Here is a 19,195-nt window from a genome sequence, read left to right on the forward strand (position 1 = left end):
ACCGCTTTCACGTTTTCAGTTCCGAGGTCGCTCACATGGACGTTCACCAACTGGCCCTGCTCGCGCGGCAGCCTGGCGCTGCATTGATCGAGCGTCCGTCCTTTTGGGGCCTGCCCAAGCGTGGCATCGCGCTGATCCTGGTCAATGCCCTGTTCTGGCAGCCCTTGCTGGTTCAGGCCGAAGGCATCGTGGTGAGTGGCACGAACACCAGCCTGAGCCAGGCCGGCAATGGCGTGCCTGTCGTCAACATCGCCGCACCCAATGCCAGCGGCCTGTCACATAACCAGTATCAGCAGTTCAACGTCGACAGCCAGGGCGTCATTCTCAACAACTCCACCCACCAGACCCAGAGCACCCAACTGGGCGGGATCATCGTCGGCAACTCCAACCTGCGCGGCACGGCGGCCAGTACCATCCTCAACGAAGTGGTCGGCGCCAACGCCAGTCAGCTCAAGGGCTACACGGAAGTGGCCGGGCAAGCGGCGCGGGTCATCGTCGCCAACCCGTATGGCATCAGTTGCAACGGCTGCGGTTTCATCAATACACCGCAGGTCACATTGACCACCGGCAAACCCGTGCTGGATGCCAGCGGGCAATTGCAGCGTTTCAATGTGCAGGGCGGTAGCCTGTCCATCGACGGCGTGGGGCTGAACGCGGAAAACGTCGACCAGTTCGACATCATCACCCGCAGCGCCAGGATCAATGCCGAACTGCACGCCAAGCGCCTCAACGTGATAGTCGGTCGCAACGATGTCGACGCGCAGACTCTCGATGCCACCGCATTGCCTGACGACGGCAGTGCCAAGCCGGAACTGGCCCTCGACAGCTCGGCGCTGGGCGGGATGTATGCGGGTGCGATTCGCCTGGTGGGTACAGAGGCAGGCGTCGGGGTCAGGCTTGCCGGAAACATGGCGGCCAGTGGCGGTGATATCCAGATCGATGCCAACGGCCATTTGAACATGGCGCAAACCGCTGCCAGCGGTGCCGTGGCGGTGAAGGCCGACAGTGCCGAGGTGAACGGGCCCGTCTATGCAGGGACGTCTGTGGGCATCACCACGGCAAATGATCTGATCGCTCGGCAGAACGTCGCCGCACGCGATGCGCTGAGCCTTTCCGCCGGCGGGCAACTCGACAACTCGGCGGTGATCGAGGCCGGCGTCAATGCAGACCACAGCCGCAATGGCTCAGGCGATGTCACGCTGTCTGCCAACGGGCTGACTAACACCGGCAGCATCACTGCCAGCCGCGCCTTGCAGGCCACCGTCGCCCAGACCCTGAACAACCAGGGTGCCACACTGAACGGACAGTCCGGCACACGCATCGTGGCAGGCTCGGTGGACAATCGTCAGTCCGGCCGAATCCTGAGCCAGGGCGGTGCTGTCGATATCACCGCTTCTCAGGTCCTCAACAGCCACAGCGGGCTGATCGGCAGCAATGGCAACCTGACCCTTGCGGCGGGAGCTCTGAACAATAGCCAGCACGGCAAGCTGTCCAGTAGCAGTGGTTTATCCGCTCGTATTTCCGGGCAGTTGCTCAACCAGCTGGGGCTCGTCAGCGCCAGCGGCGACCTGCTGCTCAACGCCGCAAACCTGGACAACCGCAGCGCGGAAATCTCCAGTCTCGGCAGCCTGACTTCGACGGTGGGACAGTTCGACAACAGCGAACAAGGCCGCCTGCTGGCCAACGGCACCTTGCAACTGACGTCCGACCACCTGAAGAACCAGAGCGGTTCGGTGGCCGGGCAACAGGGCGTGCAGTTGAACCTGGGACAACTGACCAATACCGGCAACGGCAGCGTGTATGGCAGGAACGGGCTCAATCTGGCGCTGGGTGGCGCGTTGAACAACGACCAGGGCGTACTGCGCAGCGACGGCACTCTGGAGGTGCGTGCGGCGTCCCTGAGCAACACCGCCGGCAGCGTCACCAGCGCCGGCACGGCGTCATTCGGCGTGAACGGTGCGGTGGTCAACCAGGGCGGGCAGATCCTCAGCGACGCAGGCCTGACGCTGAGCAGCGCCAGCCTCGATAACAGTCGCAGCGGGCGAGTGGCCGGTAATGGCCTGATGCTCACCACCGGGACCCTTGACAATCATCAGGGTGGCCGGCTGACCAGTACCGGCGCACTCCAGCTGACTGCCGGGCAGGTCGACAACAGCGTCGCGGGGCGTATTGCCAGCGCCATGGCATTGACCGCCGTGGTGACAGGCTTGAACCAGACCAACGACGGGCGTCTGTACAGCAACGGCGATGTCAGCCTGGACATGAACCATGGCCTGCTGAACAACCAGGGTGGTCTGATCAATGCGCCGGGCCAGTTGCTGCTGAAAAACCTCCAGGCAGTCGACAACCGCAGCGGCAAGATCTCCTCGGCCAATGGCTTCGCAGTGACAGCCACTTCGCTGGACAATACCGAGGGGTCGATAGCCAGCGACCAGGCGCTCGTCGTACATATCGACCAGTTGCTGTCCAACCTGCGCGGTAGGGTTTCTGCGACCGGTGTCGATCTCACCGCCGGTTCCCTGAACAACCAAGGTGGCGAAATATCCAGCCTCGCCACGCTGACTGCCAACGTTGGGCAGTTCGACAACCGCGAAAAAGGCCGACTGCTGGCCAACGGTGCCCTGCTGTTGACCGCAGACAACCTGGCCAACCAGAACGGGATCGTGTCTGGTCAACAGGGCGTGCAACTGAAGCTGGGGCAACTGGACAACTCGGACAATGGCAGCCTTTATGCCAAAGGTGCCTTGGCCGTGACGCTGGGCGGTGTGCTGCTCAACGATCAGGGCGTGGTGCGCAGCGATGGCGCCATGAGCCTCGAAGCAGCCAGTCTGGCCAATACCCATGGCAGTGTGACCAGCGCAGGCATCGGCGTGCTCGGTGTCAGCGGTGGAGTCGTCAACCAGGGCGGGCAGATCGTCAGTGATGCACAACTGACCCTCACCAGTGACAACCTGGACAACAGCCATGGCGGTCGTATCGCCGGTCAAGGGGTTGTGCTCAGCACCGGCGCGTTCGATAACCAGCAAGGCGGCAATCTGTCCAGCACCGGGGCCATGAGCCTGACGGCGGGGCAGGTCGACAACAGCGTTGCCGGACGCATTGCCAGCGCCATGGCATTGACCGCCGTGGTCACAGGCCTGAACCAGACCAACGATGGGCGTTTGTACAGCAACGGCGATGTCAGCCTGGACATGAGACATGGCCTGCTGAACAACCAGGGCGGGCAAATAACCGCTCCCGGTCAGTTACTGTTGAACAACCTGAATGTCGTCGATAACCAGCGCGGGAGGATCTCCAGCGCCAACGGCTTCACACTGGCAGCCACTTCGCTGGACAACACCGACGGCGCGCTAGTGAGTGATCGCGCGCTGAGCGTGCGCATCGGTCAGTGGCTGAACAACCAGCGCGGGCAGATTTCCGCCACTGGCGTCAACCTGAGCGCCGCTACGCTGGACAACCGTCTTGGCGAACTGTCCAGCCTCGGCGGCCTCAGCGCTGATATCGGCCAGTTCGACAACCGCGAAAAAGGCCGACTGCTGGCCAACGGTGCGCTGCTGCTGACTGCCAGCGGCTTGAACAACCTGAACGGAATCGTCTCCGGGCAGCAGGACGTGCAACTGACCCTCGGGCAGTTGACCAATACCACAGGCGGCAGCGTGTATGCCAAAGACGCCCTTGGCCTGACCGTCAGCGGGGCATTGACCAATGATCAGGGGGTACTGCACAGCGATGGTTCGCTGACGGCGAGTGCTGCCTCGCTGGCCAACCGCGCCGGCACCGTCAGCAGCGCCGGGGTGGCATCGATCCGCATCGAGGACGGCATCGTCAACCAGAGTGGACAGATACTGGGCGATGCACACTTGACCCTCGGCAGTGCCAGCCTCGACAACAGCCAGGGCGGGCGAATCGCCGGCGACGGTCTGCTCCTCACTACCGGAGCGTTCGATAACCACAAGGACGGCCGCCTCAGCAGTACCGGTGCACTTCAGCTCAATGCCGGGCTGGTCGACAACAGCGATGCCGGCCGCATTGCCAGCGCCATGGCCCTGACCGCCACGGTCACCGGTCTGGACCAATCCAATGACGGGCGTCTGTACGGCAACGGCGATGTCAGCCTGGACCTGAGCCACGGCGTCCTGAACAACCAGGGCGGCGTGATCAACGCGCCGGGCCAGTTGTTGCTGAACAATCTCAACCTGGTCAACAACCAGCGAGGTGAGATTTCCAGCACCCACGACTTCACACTGGCGGCCACTTCGCTGGACAACACCGAGGGTTCACTGCTTGGCAGCAGGAGCCTTGCGGTACGTATCGAGCGGATGTTGACCAACCTGCGCGGCAAGATTTCCGCCGATGGCGTCAACCTGAGCGCTGCAACGCTGGACAACCGCAACGCCGAGCTGTCCAGCCTGGGCGCCCTGAGTGCCAACCTCGGTGAGTTCGACAACAGCGGCAAAGGCCGCCTGATTGCCAACGGCACACTGCTGTTGACCGCCAATACGCTGAACAACCAGGGCGGCGTGGTTTCCGGTCAGCAGGACGTACAGCTGGACCTGGGCCAGGCAAGCAACACCGGCGCTGGCAGCGTTTATGCGAAAAGCCGGCTGGGACTGACCCTGACCGGTGCGTTGAACAACGATCAGGGCGTGCTACGCAGTGACGGCACGCTGGAACTGAACGCGGCTTCTCTGGCCAACACCGGCGGCAGTATCACCAGCGCCGGGGGTGCAGCACTCACCAGTGATGCCGCCGTGGTCAATCGGGGTGGGCAGATCCTCAGTGATGCCACATTGGCGCTCACCAGTGCCAGCCTCGACAACAGCCAGAGTGGACGCATCGCCAGTCAAGGCTTGAGGCTCCATACCGGAACATTCGACAACCACCAGGACGGACGCCTGACCAGTACTGGCACGCTTGAGCTGAACGCCGGTCTGGTCGATAACAGTGACGCGGGACGTATCGCCAGTGCCATGGCGCTGACGGCCGTCGTGACGGGCCTGAACCAGACCAACGGTGGCCGTTTTTACGGTAACGGCGATGTCAGCCTCGACCTGAGCAACGGCCTGCTGACCAATCAGAACGGATCGATCGCAGCGCCCGGCCGCCTGCTGCTGAAAAACCTCGCTTCGGTGGATAACCACAGCGGCGAAATCTCCAGCGCCAATGGCTTCACGCTGGCGGCTGGCTCGCTGGATAACACTGGGGGTCGGGTCGTCAGCGATAAAGCGCTGATCGTACGTGTCGATCAACTGCTGACCAACCTGCGCGGCCGGATTTCTGCCTCCGGTGTCGAGCTCAGTGCCGCGACGCTGGACAATCGCAACGCAGAACTCTCGAGTCTGGGCAACCTGACCGCGACCGTCGGACAGTTCGATAACAGCAGCAAGGGTCGCTTGCTGGCTAACGGTACTCTGCTGTTGACCGCCGACAAACTGGACAACCAGAGCGCCGGTGTCGTTTCTGGCCAGCAGTCAGTGCGGCTCGACCTCGGGCAACTGACCAACAGTGGCAGCGGCAATGTCTACGGCAAAAACGGATTGAGTCTGGCGGTTCGCGGCGCACTGGACAATCGACAGGGCAAAGTGCGCAGCGCCGGCACCCTCGATGTACGCGCCGCTTCCCTGGCCAACACGGCCGGTAGCATCACCAGTTCCGGTGTTTCAGGCCTGACGGTCGATGACGCTGTGGTGAACCGTGGCGGGCAGATCCTGAGTGACGCATCCCTGACCCTGACCAGCGCCAGCCTGGACAACAGCCAGAACGGTCGTATCGCCGGCAAGGGGGTAACCCTCGCTACAGGTGCTTTCGACAACCAGCAAGGCGGTCACCTGACCAGTACCGGCACCCTGAACATCAATGCCGGGCAGGTCGACAACAGTGACGCCGGGCACCTGGCCAGCGCCATGACCCTGACCGCAGTGGTCACGGGGCTGGATCAGCGCAACGGTGGCCGCCTGTATGGCAACGGTGACGTCAGCCTCGACCTGGGCAAAGGCGCGCTCAACAACCAGGGAGGGCTGATCACCGCGCCAGGCCTGTTGCTGCTGAAGAACCTCGCCTCGGTCGACAACCACAGCGGCGAAATCTCCAGCGCCGATGGTTTTTCCCTGGCCGCCGCGTCGCTGGACAACACCGACGGTTCGCTGCTCAGCGATAAAGCGCTGGTCGTGACTGTCGACAAGCTGCTGACCAATCTGCGTGGACGGGTGTCCGCCAAGGGCGTCAATCTGGCCGCTGGCGAGCTGAACAACGACAGTGGCAGCGTCAGCAGCGAGGCTGATCTGCTGCTCACCGTCGCCGGCAACCTGTCGAACCAGAACGGCGAGCTGACCAGCGCCGGTAACACCACCCTCAGCGCGCTGAGTCTGGGCAATGCCAATGGCCAGGTCATGGCCGACCGGTTCCTGAAGCTGAGCATCACCGATGCCATCGACAATCAGGCAGGCACATTGGGCGCAGGGAAGGATGCCGACATCCGTGCGGCGAGCCTGGACAACCGGCAAGCCGGTGCCCTGGTCACCGATGGCCAACTGGACCTCACGCTGACCGGCGCACTGGACAATCGCGCCAGTGGCAGCCTGCAAGCCAAAGGCCCGATCAACCTGACCAGCCAGGCACTGGACAACCGTGACGGGCGCATCGCCGCGCAGAACCTGTTGATGATACGCAGTGCCAGCCTGGACAACCGTAGCGGTGCGATTCGCGCCGAGAAAGGCCTGCAGCTGTTCGTCGATGCACTCGACAACAGCCAGACCGGCCTGGGGGCCACCTCGAAAGGCCTGATCAACAGCAACGCCGGCCTCGAGCTGGTCGGCACGCGTCTGGACAACCAGAACGGTCTGCTCAACGCCGCAGGCCTGATGCAGTTGCAGCTCGACAGCGCGTTCAACGGCAACGGTCGTATCGCCAGCCAGGCTGACATGGTCGCCAGTATCGCCAATCTGACCCAACAGGGCGGTGAGCTGGTGGCGCAGGGCGCGCTAGCCCTGACCGGCAGCACTCTCGACAACCGCGCGGGTGGCCTGGTGGGTTCCACAAAAGCGCTGAAAATCGATGTGGACGACATCGACAACAAGGCCGGTGAACTGTCCAGCCAGATCGACGTGGACATCACGGCCAATAGGCTGGACAACAGCGACGGCGGCAAGGCTCTGGCAGGTACAGCGCTGGGCCTGGCCGTGACGCAGATCATCAACCGCAACAACGGCTTGCTGTTCGGCCACACGCTGCGCCTGGACGGTGCGCGTCTGGACAACGCAGGCGGTAAGCTGGCCAGCCAGCAGGACCTGAACATCAGCCTGTCCGACGCGCTCGACAACAGTGGCGGCCTGCTCAGCAGTGAGTCGGCCCTGACCGTCAGCGCGGCTTCGTTGCAAAACGACTCGGGCAGCTTGTCCAGTGCCGATGCCTTGAACGTCACCACCGTTGGAGCGCTGAGCAACCAGGCCGGCGCCATCACCACCGATGCGGCGCTGACGCTGAGCAGCGCGAGCCTGGACAACAGCCAGTCCGGAAAATTGTCTGGCAAGGGCGCTACGCAGGTCACCACCGGAACTTTCGACAACAGCCAGGGCGGTCGCCTGACCAGCAGCGACACCCTGCAATTGATCGCCGGCAGGGTCATCAACCAGAACGCCGGGCGCATCGCCAGTGCACTGGCCTTGACGGCCAGCGTCACCGGGCTCGATCAACAGGCTGGCGAGTTGTTCAGCAACACGTCGCTGACCCTGGACCTGAACAATGGCCAACTGAACAATCAGGGCGGCCTGATCAATGCCCCTGGCGTATTGCTGCTCGAGCATCTCGATGGCGTCGCCAACCAGAACGGCGAAATTTCCAGCGCACAGGCCTTGGGCCTGAGCGCCAGCAGCCTCGATAACAGCGGTGGCAAACTGCTTAGCAGTCAGACCCTCACGCTGGTCGTGGACCAGCTGCTGAGCAACGTCAAGGGCACCATTTCCGGTGCGGCGCTGAGCCTCGACAGCGACAGCCTGGATAACACCGAAGGCATGGTCAGCAGCCGCGCAGACCTGAACGTTAGATTGAACGCTGCCCTGAGCAACGCCAAGGGCACGCTGATCGGCGACGGCAATGTGAACCTGAGCGCTGCGACGGCCGACAACCGCCTCGGGCAACTGGCGAGCAAGCGCAACCTGGACGCGCGCATCGGCAATCTGCAACAGCAGAACGGCCAGATGCTTGCCCAGGGCACACTGACTCTGCACGGCGACACGCTGGATAACCGTGAGCACGGTTTCATCGGCGCGAGCGAAGCCCTTGTGGTGAATGTCACCCGCCTCGACAACCGCGGCGGTGAACTGTCCAGCCAGGACACGATGACCCTGGACGGCCAGCAACTGGACAACAGTGACAAGGGACGGATTCTGGCGCAAACAGGGCTGAATCTGAACTTCGCACAGACCCTCAACCGTACGGACGGCCTGCTTTCCAGCCAGGCGGGCGTGAGGCTGATCGGCAGCACGCTGGACAATACCGCAGGCGCACTGAGCGCCCTTGGGGCGCTGGATATCAACCTGTCGGCAGCACTCGACAACAGCCAGGGCCTGATCAGCGGTGAAGACATCCTGACCGTGAAGGCCGGCAGCCTGACCAATACCGCAGGCAATGTTTCCAGCGCGGGGTCCTTGGTCATCGACAGCACCGGTGCGATCGGCAACCAGGGCGGCAAGCTGGTGACCGATGGTGCACTCGACCTCAACAGCGCCAGCCTCGACAACAGTCGGCTCGGCACCATCAGCGGTAAAGGTTCGCTGACCCTCAGAACCGGTGATTTCGACAACAGCCAGAACGGTCGCGTCAGCAGCGCCGATCGCCTGCACCTGACCAGCGCGCAATTGAACAACAGCGGTGGCAGCATCGGCAGTGATCAGGCACTGACCGCCAGCGTCAGCCGTCTCAGTCAGCAAGGCGGCAAGTTGTTCAGCAACACGTCCTTGAGCCTGGACCTGAACAATGGCCAGATGGATAACCAGGGCGGCTTGATCAACGCGCCAGGCGCCCTGGTGCTGAACAACGTCAATGAGGTGCTGAACCAGAACGGCGAAATCTCCAGCGCCCAGGCGTTCACCCTCAACGCCCAGCGGCTCGATAACAGCGGCGGCAAACTGCTCAGCAACCAGTTGCTGACCCTGCGCATCGCCCGTGCGCTGAACAACGTAAAAGGCATGATCGCTGCCGCTGGCATCGACGCTGCCGTCGACACCCTCGATAACACCAGCGGGACACTGACCAGCCGCAACGACCTGGGCCTGACGGTCAACGGCATGCTGACCAACCGCGACAGTGGCCTGGTCAGTGCAACCCAGGCACTCAGAGTGGGGGCGGCCAGCCTCGATAATCAGAGCGGTCAGGTGCTCGGTGGCACCTCCCTCACGCTCGGCGCAGGCTCGATCGGCAACACGGCAAAAGGGCTGATCAACAGCTCCGGCACCCTCGATCTGACGGCGAGCAGCCTGGACTCAGGTAACGGTGGCGAGGTGTCGGCCGCGCATGACATGACCCTGGTGCTCAATGCGCTGACGCTCAATGGCGGTCGCCTGATGAGTCAGGCCGGGCTGTCCATCGACATGGCCGGCCACGACCTCGACAACCGCGGCGGCTTGATCACTGCCGATGGCTCGCTGCGCTTCATCGGCCTGCGTGACCTGAACAACCAGTCTGGCGAAGTCTCCAGCGCACAGCGCTTTACCCTGAGCGGCCGCACCCTCGATAACACCCACGGCAAGCTGATCAGCAGCGATGTGCTGACGGTCAGCGCTTCGAGCTTGCTCAATCAGAATGGCCTGGTGTCCGGCTGGCAGGACCTGAACGTCACCGGTGGTCGTCTCGACAACCGTAACAACGGCACATTGTCCAGCCGAAGTGGCGGTCTTGTGGCGAACCTGACCGGCGAGCTGCTCAATGGCGGCAATGGCGCGCTGGTCAGTCAGAACGCCATGAGCCTGAGTGCTGACAGCCTCGACAACCGCGGCGGTATCCTGTCCAGCGGTGGCGGCCAGACCCTGACCGTGGCGGGGCTGCTGAACAACAGCCAGAACGGGCTGATCGACAGCGGCGCAGGGCTGCTGGTCAAGGCCGGCGCCCTGAACAACGCGGCCGGCAACCTGGCGGCCCAGCAGGACTTGAGCTTCGAAGCCAGCAGCCTCGACAACAGCGCCGGCAACCTGAGCAGTAGGGGCACCTTGACCCTGGACCTGCTGGGAGGCCTGAGCAACGCCAGCGGCAAGCTGGCCAGCGGTGGCAACTTGCTGTTGCGCCGCAGTGCTGCGATCGAAAACCAGGCCGGGCAACTGATCAGCCAGGGCCAGATGACCCTCAACACCTCGGGGCAACTGGACAACCGTCACCGCGGCACCGTCGCCGCCAGCGACACACTGACGGTCGCCGCAAGCGGCAGCGTCCTCAACGACGCCGATGGCCTGATCTACAGCCAGGACGCCGATGCGCGCGTACAGGCAGCCAGCCTGTCCAACATGAGTGGCACGGTACAGGCCCGCGGTGCGCTTGGCGTCGATGTCGCCAGCGTCGTCGACAACCAGAACGGCCGCATCATCGCACAGGGCGGTGACCTGCACCTGAGCGCTGCCAATCTCTACAACCAGGGCGGCGTGCTGTCCAGCCTGCAAGGGGCGTTCACAGCCAATGTAACGGGCGTGCTGAAAAACGGCTACGACACCAACCGCCAGGGTGGTGTGATCCAGGCACAGCGTCTGGACCTGACCGCACTGGGAGGCTTCGACAACTACGGGGGGCGAGTCTCGGCGCGTGCGGGCGAGGCGCTGATCACCACCGCTGGCTTCGACAACCGCAACGGCGGGCTGTACGCCAAAGGCCTGGTGCGGGTCACCGGTGCCAACCTCGACAACAGCGGCGACAACGACGGCCAGATTGCAGGCGGCCAGGTCGAGCTGAACCTGAGCGGCGTGCTGAACAACCGTCTGGGCATCATCGAAAGCGACAGCACCCTGGCCATTACGGCGGCCAGCCTGGACAACCAGACCGGGCAGCTGCGTGCGCTGGGCAGTGGCGGTACGACGAACTTCCAGATCGGCAACCTGTTCGACAACCGCAACGGCACGCTGGAAAGCGCCAACAGCGACCTGGTGCTCAATGCCGGTGGTTTCGCGAATGGCGGCGGCTCGCTGTTGCATGTGGGCAATGGCACGTTCGATATCTCCACGGCCAACCTGACCCATGCCGGTGGCAGCATCGTGACCCGTGGCGGCCTGACACTCAGCGCCGACAGCTTGACCAACGAAACCGTCATCCAGGCCGGGCGCCTCACCCTCAACGTCAACCACTTCAGTCAGACCGCCAGCGGGCAGTTGCTGGCATCGACCAGCCTGGTCGGTACCGGTGGAAACTGGACCAACGAGGGGGTGATCGCCAGCGATGGCTCGCTAAGCCTCGACCTCGGCGGCACCTATGGTGGCAATGGGCGGCTCAGCAGTCTCGGGACGCTTGGGCTGAGCGCTGCACAAGTGAACCTCGACGGCGCCTCGACCATCGCTGGCGGCGGTGACACGTCGGTATCGGTGGCAGGGCAGTTGAGCAATCTCGGTCGCCTGACCTCGGCGACCCGCCTGACCGTCAATGCCGGAACCATCACCAACAAGGGCACGCTGGGCAGTGGTCAGGCGCTGACGCTGACCACCGGCTCGCTGGTCAATGATCACGGGCTGATCTTCAGCGGCAGCGACATGGGCCTGCGGGTCGGTTCGCTGAACAACAGCTATGCCAATATCTACAGCCTGGGCAATCTCTCGATTGACCGTGACGGGCAAGGCGGCCTGGCCGACAGCATCGTCAACAGTTCAGCATCGATTCAAAGCGACGGCAGCATGAGCCTGGCGGCGAGCACGATCCAGAACATTCGAGCGATCTTGACGACCAGCAAGGGGGGTATCTATACCGCCAAGATCGTAGAGGGTGCATGCAACCGGGAGTTCTATAGAAACGACTGCGGGCCGCCCAAGGCAAATCACGTCTGGGACATCACCCAGCGTGAAAAACTGGAAGTGACCGCTGCCAGTGAGGCGTCCGGCATCATCGCTGGCGGTAATCTGAAAATCGACGGCGGGGATCTGTTCAACCAGAGCAGTACCATCGTCACCAGCGGCAACCTCACTGCCACGCTGAACAACCTGAACAATACCGGTGTCGAGGCCGGGGATACCGAAACCGTGCGCTCATTCCGCAGTGCTCGGACTAGAAACGCCGGTTTCTGGATAAATGCCGCGCGCAACTTCACTGATCAGTATTGGCTTACCAGCAGCGGTTATGACGCCAACAACGTAGGTGGTCTCGAGGCGGCGATGGCCAACTTCATCGCCACTACCGAAACCGAGTTGCCCGAGTATCGCAAGGTCACCCAGTTGTCCACTGGCGATCAGAGCTATGCCGCAGTGATCCAGGCAGGCGGTGCGGTCAGCGTCAATGCGAGCAACAACATCGGCAACAACGTCGTACGCGCTGGCTACAGCTATGTGAGCGGCGGTTCGCGTACCGACACCCACGCGACGGGCACGCAATTCTCCACGCGTATCACCGTCAATCAGCAATTGCCTCCCGACCTGGCCCAGCAGCAAGTCAACCCTTTGAGCTTGCCAGGCTTCAGCCTGCCTACCGGCCAGAACGGCCTGTTCCGTCTCAGCAAGCAGAATGGCACAGCCGCCGCAGTCGCCCAGCACGTCGACCTGCCGCAGAGCTGGACGATGGGCAGCGCAGCGGTGTCCGTCGCGCAGCGCGACCGTACCGTCTCGGACGCAAAGGCAAGCACCATCCAGATCGACTCGGTAAGGCAGATCGCCAACGCCACCCGCGAGCTTGCTGCCGTCACGCGGCAAAGTGCAGGCGTAAGCGCCAGGGCAACGGTATTCGACACCAGTGCTCCAGGTGCCGCACCTGTCGATGGACGGGTGCTGCCAGGCCATACCTCCGAGGGCGCAGGTGTCACCAGCGTCGACAGCGTGACCGGCATCGCGACGGGCAATCAGGGCAGCGATATGTCGTTGCCTGTTCAGAATGAGGGCTCGACATCGGGCGTTCCGGCCGTCACCGCCATTTCCTCCGGTGGCTCGACCGCTGAAAACGCTGGAAGGGTGCAGGGGACCCAGGTCAACCAGGCTGGTCAGGTTGTCAAAGACACGCAAGGTAGTTTGGCCAGCGCGATCAATCAGGCCACCCCAGGTGCCCGTGCCGGCACGACTGACGCCGTTACCCCAGTGGTCGTCAGCGCCCAGGGCGCGCAAGTCGTTGCCCCCAGCCATACGCCTGTGGCGACTCAGGTGGAGCCGCCCGTCACCGCTGGCAGCACCCCCGTGGCACAAGCCGAGGCCATCACCCCGGTCGTCTCCGCCGCAGCGCAAACCATCACCCGAGTGGAAGGCCTGCCCAGCAGCGACTTCGTCTCCAAACCGCAGAAATACCTGATCGAAACCAACCCGGTCCTCACCGAGCTCAAGCAGTTCATGAGCTCGGATTACCTGTTGGCAGGCCTGGGTTACGACCCGGACGTCAGCGCCAAGCGCCTGGGCGATGGGTTGTATGAACAGCGCCTCGTGCAGCAAGCCGTCGTGGCCCGTACCGGCCAGGCGTTCATCGACGGCCAGACCTCGAACGAGGCCCAGTTCAAATACCTGATGAACAACGCCATCGCCAGCAAGCAGCAGCTGAACCTGGCGGTGGGCGTATCGCTCACTTCACAACAGGTCGCGGCGCTGACCCACGACATCGTCTGGCTCGAAGAGCACGAGGTGAATGGCGAAAAGGTGCTGGTGCCCGTGCTTTATCTGGCCCACGCCAACAACCGCCTCGGCCCGACCGGCGCCTTGATCGCGGGTAGCGATGTGTCGCTGATCGCCGGCCAGAACCTCGACAACGTCGGCACCTTGCGGGCAGCCAACAACCTCTCGGCTTCCGCTGGCAACGATCTGGTCAACGGCGGCCTGATAGAGGCCGGCAACCGCCTCGACCTGCTGGCAGGCAACAACCTCATCAACAAGGCCGGCGGCATCATCGCCGGTCGCGATGTGACGCTCACCGCCGTGCGCGGCGATGTGATCAACGAGCGCACGGTCACCCGCCATCAGAGCGCCGCAGGCGACGCCACCTGGCGCAGCGACTTCGCCGACAGCGCGGCGCGCATTGAAGCCGCGAACGATCTGAGCCTGCAAGCCGGTCGTGATGTTAAGACGACTGGCGGTGTGCTGCAGGCCGGTCGCGACCTGAGCCTGGCTGCAGGCCGCGACGTCGTCATCGACTCGGCCCAAGCCCAGGACGGCCAGACCCGCGGCGTGAACCTCAGCCAGTCCAATATCACCCAACTGGCTTCCACGGTGACCGCCGGCCGCGACCTCACGGCCCAGGCGGGCCGCAACATCGACGTGATCGCCAGCAGCATCGACAGCAAGCGCGACATCACGATGGCCGCGACCGAAAACCTCACCCTGTCCTCGGCGGCTGACGAGCAGCACTTCTACGGCAAGAGCAAGAACGTCACCGAGCAGCAAGACCACGTCAGCCAGGTGGCTGCGAACCTGAACGCCGGTGGCCGCGTGGCCTTGCAGGCCGGGCAGAACCTTGCCGTGATTTCCAGCCGCATCACCGCCGGGAAAGAGGCGTACCTGGTGGCCGGTGACAACCTGGACCTTCTGGCGGCGCAGGACAGTGATTACTCGCTCTATGACATGAAGAAAAAAGGTGGCTTCGGCGCGAAGAAAACCCAGCGCGACGAAGTGACCGATGTGAAACACATCAGCAGCGAGATCATCACCGGGGGTGATCTGTTGCTGTCGAGCGGTGGGGATCAGACGTATCAGGTGGCCAAGCTTGAGAGTGGCAAGGACCTGACGATCGAGAGTGGCGGGGGGATCACGTTCGAGGGTGTGAAGGATCTGCATCAGGAGAGTCATGAGAAGAGCAAGTCGGATCTGGCGTGGAACAGTGCTAAAGGAAAGGGCAGTACGGATGAGACGCTGCGACAGACCTTGATGGTGACCCAGGGGGAGCTGGCGATTCGTGCCGCTGGCAAAGTAAATATCGATATCAAGCAAGTTGACCAAAATACGGTTAGCCAAACCATCGATGCTATGGTTCAAGCAGAACCTCAGCTGGCGTGGATCAAGCAGGCTGAAGCCAGCGGACAGGTAGATTGGCGAGTTGTAAAAGAAATTCACGATAGCTGGGACTACAAAAATTCAGGCCTGGGAGCAGCACCCGCCCTAATTATTTCGATTGTCGCCAGCGTCTATCTCGGTCCTCTTGCCGGTGCCATGGCCAGTAACTTTGCGGTCGGTACAATAAACGGTGGCGGAGACATTGGAGCTGGCCTGAAAGCGGCAACCAGTGAAAAGGCCATCAAGGGATATGCTACGCAAATGCTTACAAGTGGAATTTTGAGCGGAATAGATACGGCAGTGGCGGGTTGGAACCCTGATGGTCCGTTGGTCCTGAGTGCTAATGGCATCAATAATCCAGGGTTTAGCTCTGGTATGTTGGATTGGAACTCGGTCAGCCAGAACATTCTTCGTAGCAGCACACATGCGTTTGTCGCTGGCAGTGTGAACACCGCGATAAACGGAGGTAGCCTAAAAGATAACCTAGCGGCTGCTGCTGTATCAGAAGGGCTGGATCTGGCGGCTGCGTTCGGCAATAAACAGATCGGTGACTTGGCTGATTACCTTAAGGTCAGTCCTGGGTCTGCACAGAAAATCTTCATGCACGCAGTCCTGGGCGGTGCGCTGTCATCCGCCAAGGGCGGAGACTTCAAAGCAGGGGCATTGGCAGGAGCTGCGGCGCAAGGGCTGACGGCAGTGACGAGCGAAAGCCTGGGTAAGTATTTGGACTCACGGTTCGCCAACGATGACCAGTTCAAGGTGGCGACCGCCCAGGTTATCGGTGTATTGGCGGGAGCACTGGGGAACGGGAGTCCCGAGACCGGCAGTTGGGTGGCCGGAAACTCGCAGCGCTACAATGAATTTTTACATCCAGGGGGAAGCTGGGGGGCGGAAGCTGCTAGCTTGGGGACATCTATGGTTGAACAAGGCAAAACACCCAACGAGATCTCTGAGGCGTTCCGGTCGTTGGCTAGGAGCGACGGATATAAAGGCGATCTGCATGATTATGTTGCTGGATGGGTGTACGTGCCAGGTATGTTGACGCCTTTTGTGGCGCCCGCCACAGGGATTGCAGGCATGGCAGGAGGGGCTGCGATCGCTGGCGGTGCCAATGTGTCTTATCAGTTGTCAACGGATAAGCCGTTTAGTTATGTGGATGCCGCTATTGCAACCACTGTAGGCGGGGCCTCTCAAGGTCGCGGAGCCGCGTTCACTATTGGCGCAGGTGCAGGAGGAGCGTTTTTGGGGAGCTTGATCAAAGGGGAAAATCCAATTTATCCAGTTTTAGGTGCTGCCATCGGCGGTGCAGTGGGCCTAAAGGCTGGACAGGTTGTAAGCGATAAATTAAAACCGTATGCCGGAAAGCATTCTGAGGCAATAGGTGCCTCGGTGGCTTCTCAGGCCTCCGAAATCATAGGTGGTGGATTAGGGGCATTGGGAGATAGTAAATGATCAAACCTAAATCGAGGTTTCAAGCTTATGCATTGCTATTTATATATTTAGTTTCCTTGTTTTTTGTTACGGGTGTAATGGCAAAGTTTTTATTGGCTGCGATTGTGTATTATGAATATGGTGCTTGGAGTTTTGGCTGGGGCGATGTTTTCGGAGTGTTTCCAGGGTTTCTGGCTTATGCTGTACCTGTCTGGCTCGGTATATGTCTTGCGTCATATTTCAAATGGGGTAGTGGTGAATGAGTGTCCGGCCTGGCATGTAACCATCGGATGTATTTTTTAATCTGATCAATCACGAAAATAGAACGGGTAATGGTCGGTTTTATTTTCAAAAGAAATGCTCATGTGTCACTCCGGTGGTCTAAATGATGCTCTATCTTAGATAGCTTAGGCCTCAAGGTGCCGGGCATAAATTACGCAGTCCTCGCCCGCACCGGCCAGCGCTTCCTCGCCGGCCAGACCACCGACGAAAAGCTGTTCAAGCACCTGATGGACAACGCCGTCGCCAGCCGCCAGACACTGTACCTAGCCGTGGGCGTGGGCCTCACCGAGCAGGTCGCAGCCCTGACCCACGACATCGTCTGGCTGGAAAAGGCCGTGGTCAACGGCGAGGAAGTACTGGTCCCGGTGCTCTACCTGCCGACGCCAATAACCGCTTGGCGCCGAACGGTGCGCTGATCGCCGGCAACGATATCGACCTGATCGCCTGGCAAAACCTCACCAACGTCCGCACCTTGCGCGCCACCAACAACCTATCCGCCAGGCACCTTGCGGGCAGCCAACAACCTCTCGGCTTCCGCTGGCAACGATCTGGTCAACGGCGGCCTGATAGGGGCCGGCAACCGCCTGGACCTGCTGGCGGGCAACAATCTCATCAACAAGGCCGGCGGCATCATCGCCGGTCGCGATGTGACGCTCACCGCCGTACGCGGCGATGTGATCAACGAGCGCACGGTCACCCGCCATCAAAGCGCCGCAGGCGACGCCATCTGGCGCAGCGATTTCGCCGACAGCGCAGCGCGCATTGAAGCCGCGAACGACCTGAGCCTGCAAGCCGGTCGTGATGTGAACACGACTGGCGGTGTGCTGCAGGCCGGTCGCGACCTGAGCCTGGCCGCCGGCCGCGACGTCGTCATCGACTCGGCCCAGGCCCAGGACGGCCAGACCCGCGGCGTGAACCTCAGCCAGTCCAATATCACCCAACTGGCCTCCACGGTGACCGCCGGCCGCGACCTCACGGCCCAGGCGGGCCGCAACATCGACGTGATCGCCAGCAGCATCGACAGCAAGCGCGACATCACGATGGCCGCGACCGAAAACCTTACCCTGTCCTCGGCGGCTGACGAGCAGCACTTCTACGGCAAGAGCAAGAACGTCACCGAGCAGCAAGACCACGTCAGCCAGGTGGCTGCGAACCTGAACGCCGATGGCCGCGTGGCCTTGCAGGCCGGGCAGAACCTTGCCGTGATATCCAGCCGCATCACCGCCGGGAAAGAGGCGTACCTGGTGGCCGGTGACAACCTGAACCTTCTGGCGGCGCAGGACAGTGATTACTCGCTCTATGACATGAAGAAAAAAGGTGGCTTCGGCGCGAAGAAAACCCAGCGCGACGAAGTGACCGATGTGAAACACATCAGCAGCGAGATCGTCACCGGGGGTGATCTGTTGCTGTCGAGCGGCGGGGAGCAGACGTATCAGGTGGCCAAGCTTGAGAGTGGCAGGGACCTGACGATCGAGAGTGGCGGGGGGATCACGTTCGAGGGTGTGAAGGATCTGCATCAGGAGAGTCACGAGAAGAGCAAGTCCAATGTTGGCTGGTTCAGCAGCAAGGGCAAGGGCAATACGGACGAGACGCTGCGTCAGAGTGAGTTGGTGGCGCAGGGCGATTTGCTCATCAAGGCCGCTGACGGGCTGAAGGTCGATATCAAACAGATCGATCAGCAGAGCGTTGCCCAGGTAGTCGACTCGATGGTCGAAGCCGACCCGAAACTGGCTTGGCTCAAGGACGTGCAAGCTCGCGGCGATGTCGACTGGCAGCAGGTGAAGGAGGTGCACGAATCCTTCAAATACAGCAACTCCGGTTTGGGTCCAGCGGCGCAGATCGTGATCGCGATCATCGTCACTTACCTGACAGCGGGTGCGGCGAGCGGCCTGGTCGCCAGTGGGGCCAGTGCGGCAGGCGCTTCGACTGCCGCTGCTACTGCGACCACCGCGGGCAGTGCATGGGCTGCAGGTACGGGAGCTTCCCTGGCCGGTGCTGGCTGGGCCAACGTGGCGGTGACGGGCAGCCTGACCAGTTTGGCCAGCGGCGCGGCGGTCAGCACGGTCAACAATCGAGGAAATCTCGGCCGTGTCGTCAAGGATACCTTCAGCAGCGACAGCTTGAAGGGTGCGGCGATTTCAGGCCTGGTTTCAGGCGTGACGGCGGGCTACATCGACTCCAGGTTCAAGGGCGCTGATGCCGCCTTCAGCAAGACCGCCGGCTTCGACCTCGGCACACTGCAAGGCGTAGGCGGCTTCGGACTGCGCGCGGGAGCCATCGGTGTAGCCTCCGGCGCGATCAAGACAGCGGTGGACGGCGGCAGCCTCAGCGACAACCTGCTCAAC

At 62.1% G+C, this 19,195-nt stretch carries 2 protein-coding genes and 1 pseudogene; all 3 read left to right on the plus strand.

Annotated features, from left to right (window positions below; translation table 11 throughout):
• The first annotated feature begins 35 nt into the window (after nucleotides 1–35).
• On the plus strand, nucleotides 36–16,589 hold the full coding sequence (locus IAE34_RS23545; RefSeq protein ID WP_233631332.1) for a two-partner secretion domain-containing protein: 16,554 nt from the start codon (nucleotides 36–38) through the stop codon (nucleotides 16,587–16,589).
• Nucleotides 16,586–16,831, plus strand: coding sequence for a hypothetical protein (locus IAE34_RS23550; RefSeq protein ID WP_200141363.1), 246 nt, complete (start codon nucleotides 16,586–16,588; stop codon nucleotides 16,829–16,831). The genes IAE34_RS23545 and IAE34_RS23550 overlap by 4 nt, the downstream gene beginning before the upstream one ends.
• A gap of 246 nt (nucleotides 16,832–17,077) precedes the next feature.
• Nucleotides 17,078–19,195, plus strand: a pseudogene (locus IAE34_RS23555) (DUF637 domain-containing protein); the annotation flags it as partial.

The organism is Pseudomonas sp. S30 (genome assembly GCF_016518545.1).
Lineage (GTDB): Bacteria > Pseudomonadota > Gammaproteobacteria > Pseudomonadales > Pseudomonadaceae > Aquipseudomonas.

Coding starts and splice junctions, on each gene's coding strand:
- IAE34_RS23545 (WP_233631332.1), top strand. CDS start 36: ATGGACGTTCACCAACTGGCCCTGCTCGCGCGGCAGCCTGGCGCTGCA.
- IAE34_RS23550 (WP_200141363.1), top strand. CDS start 16,586: ATGATCAAACCTAAATCGAGGTTTCAAGCTTATGCATTGCTATTTATA.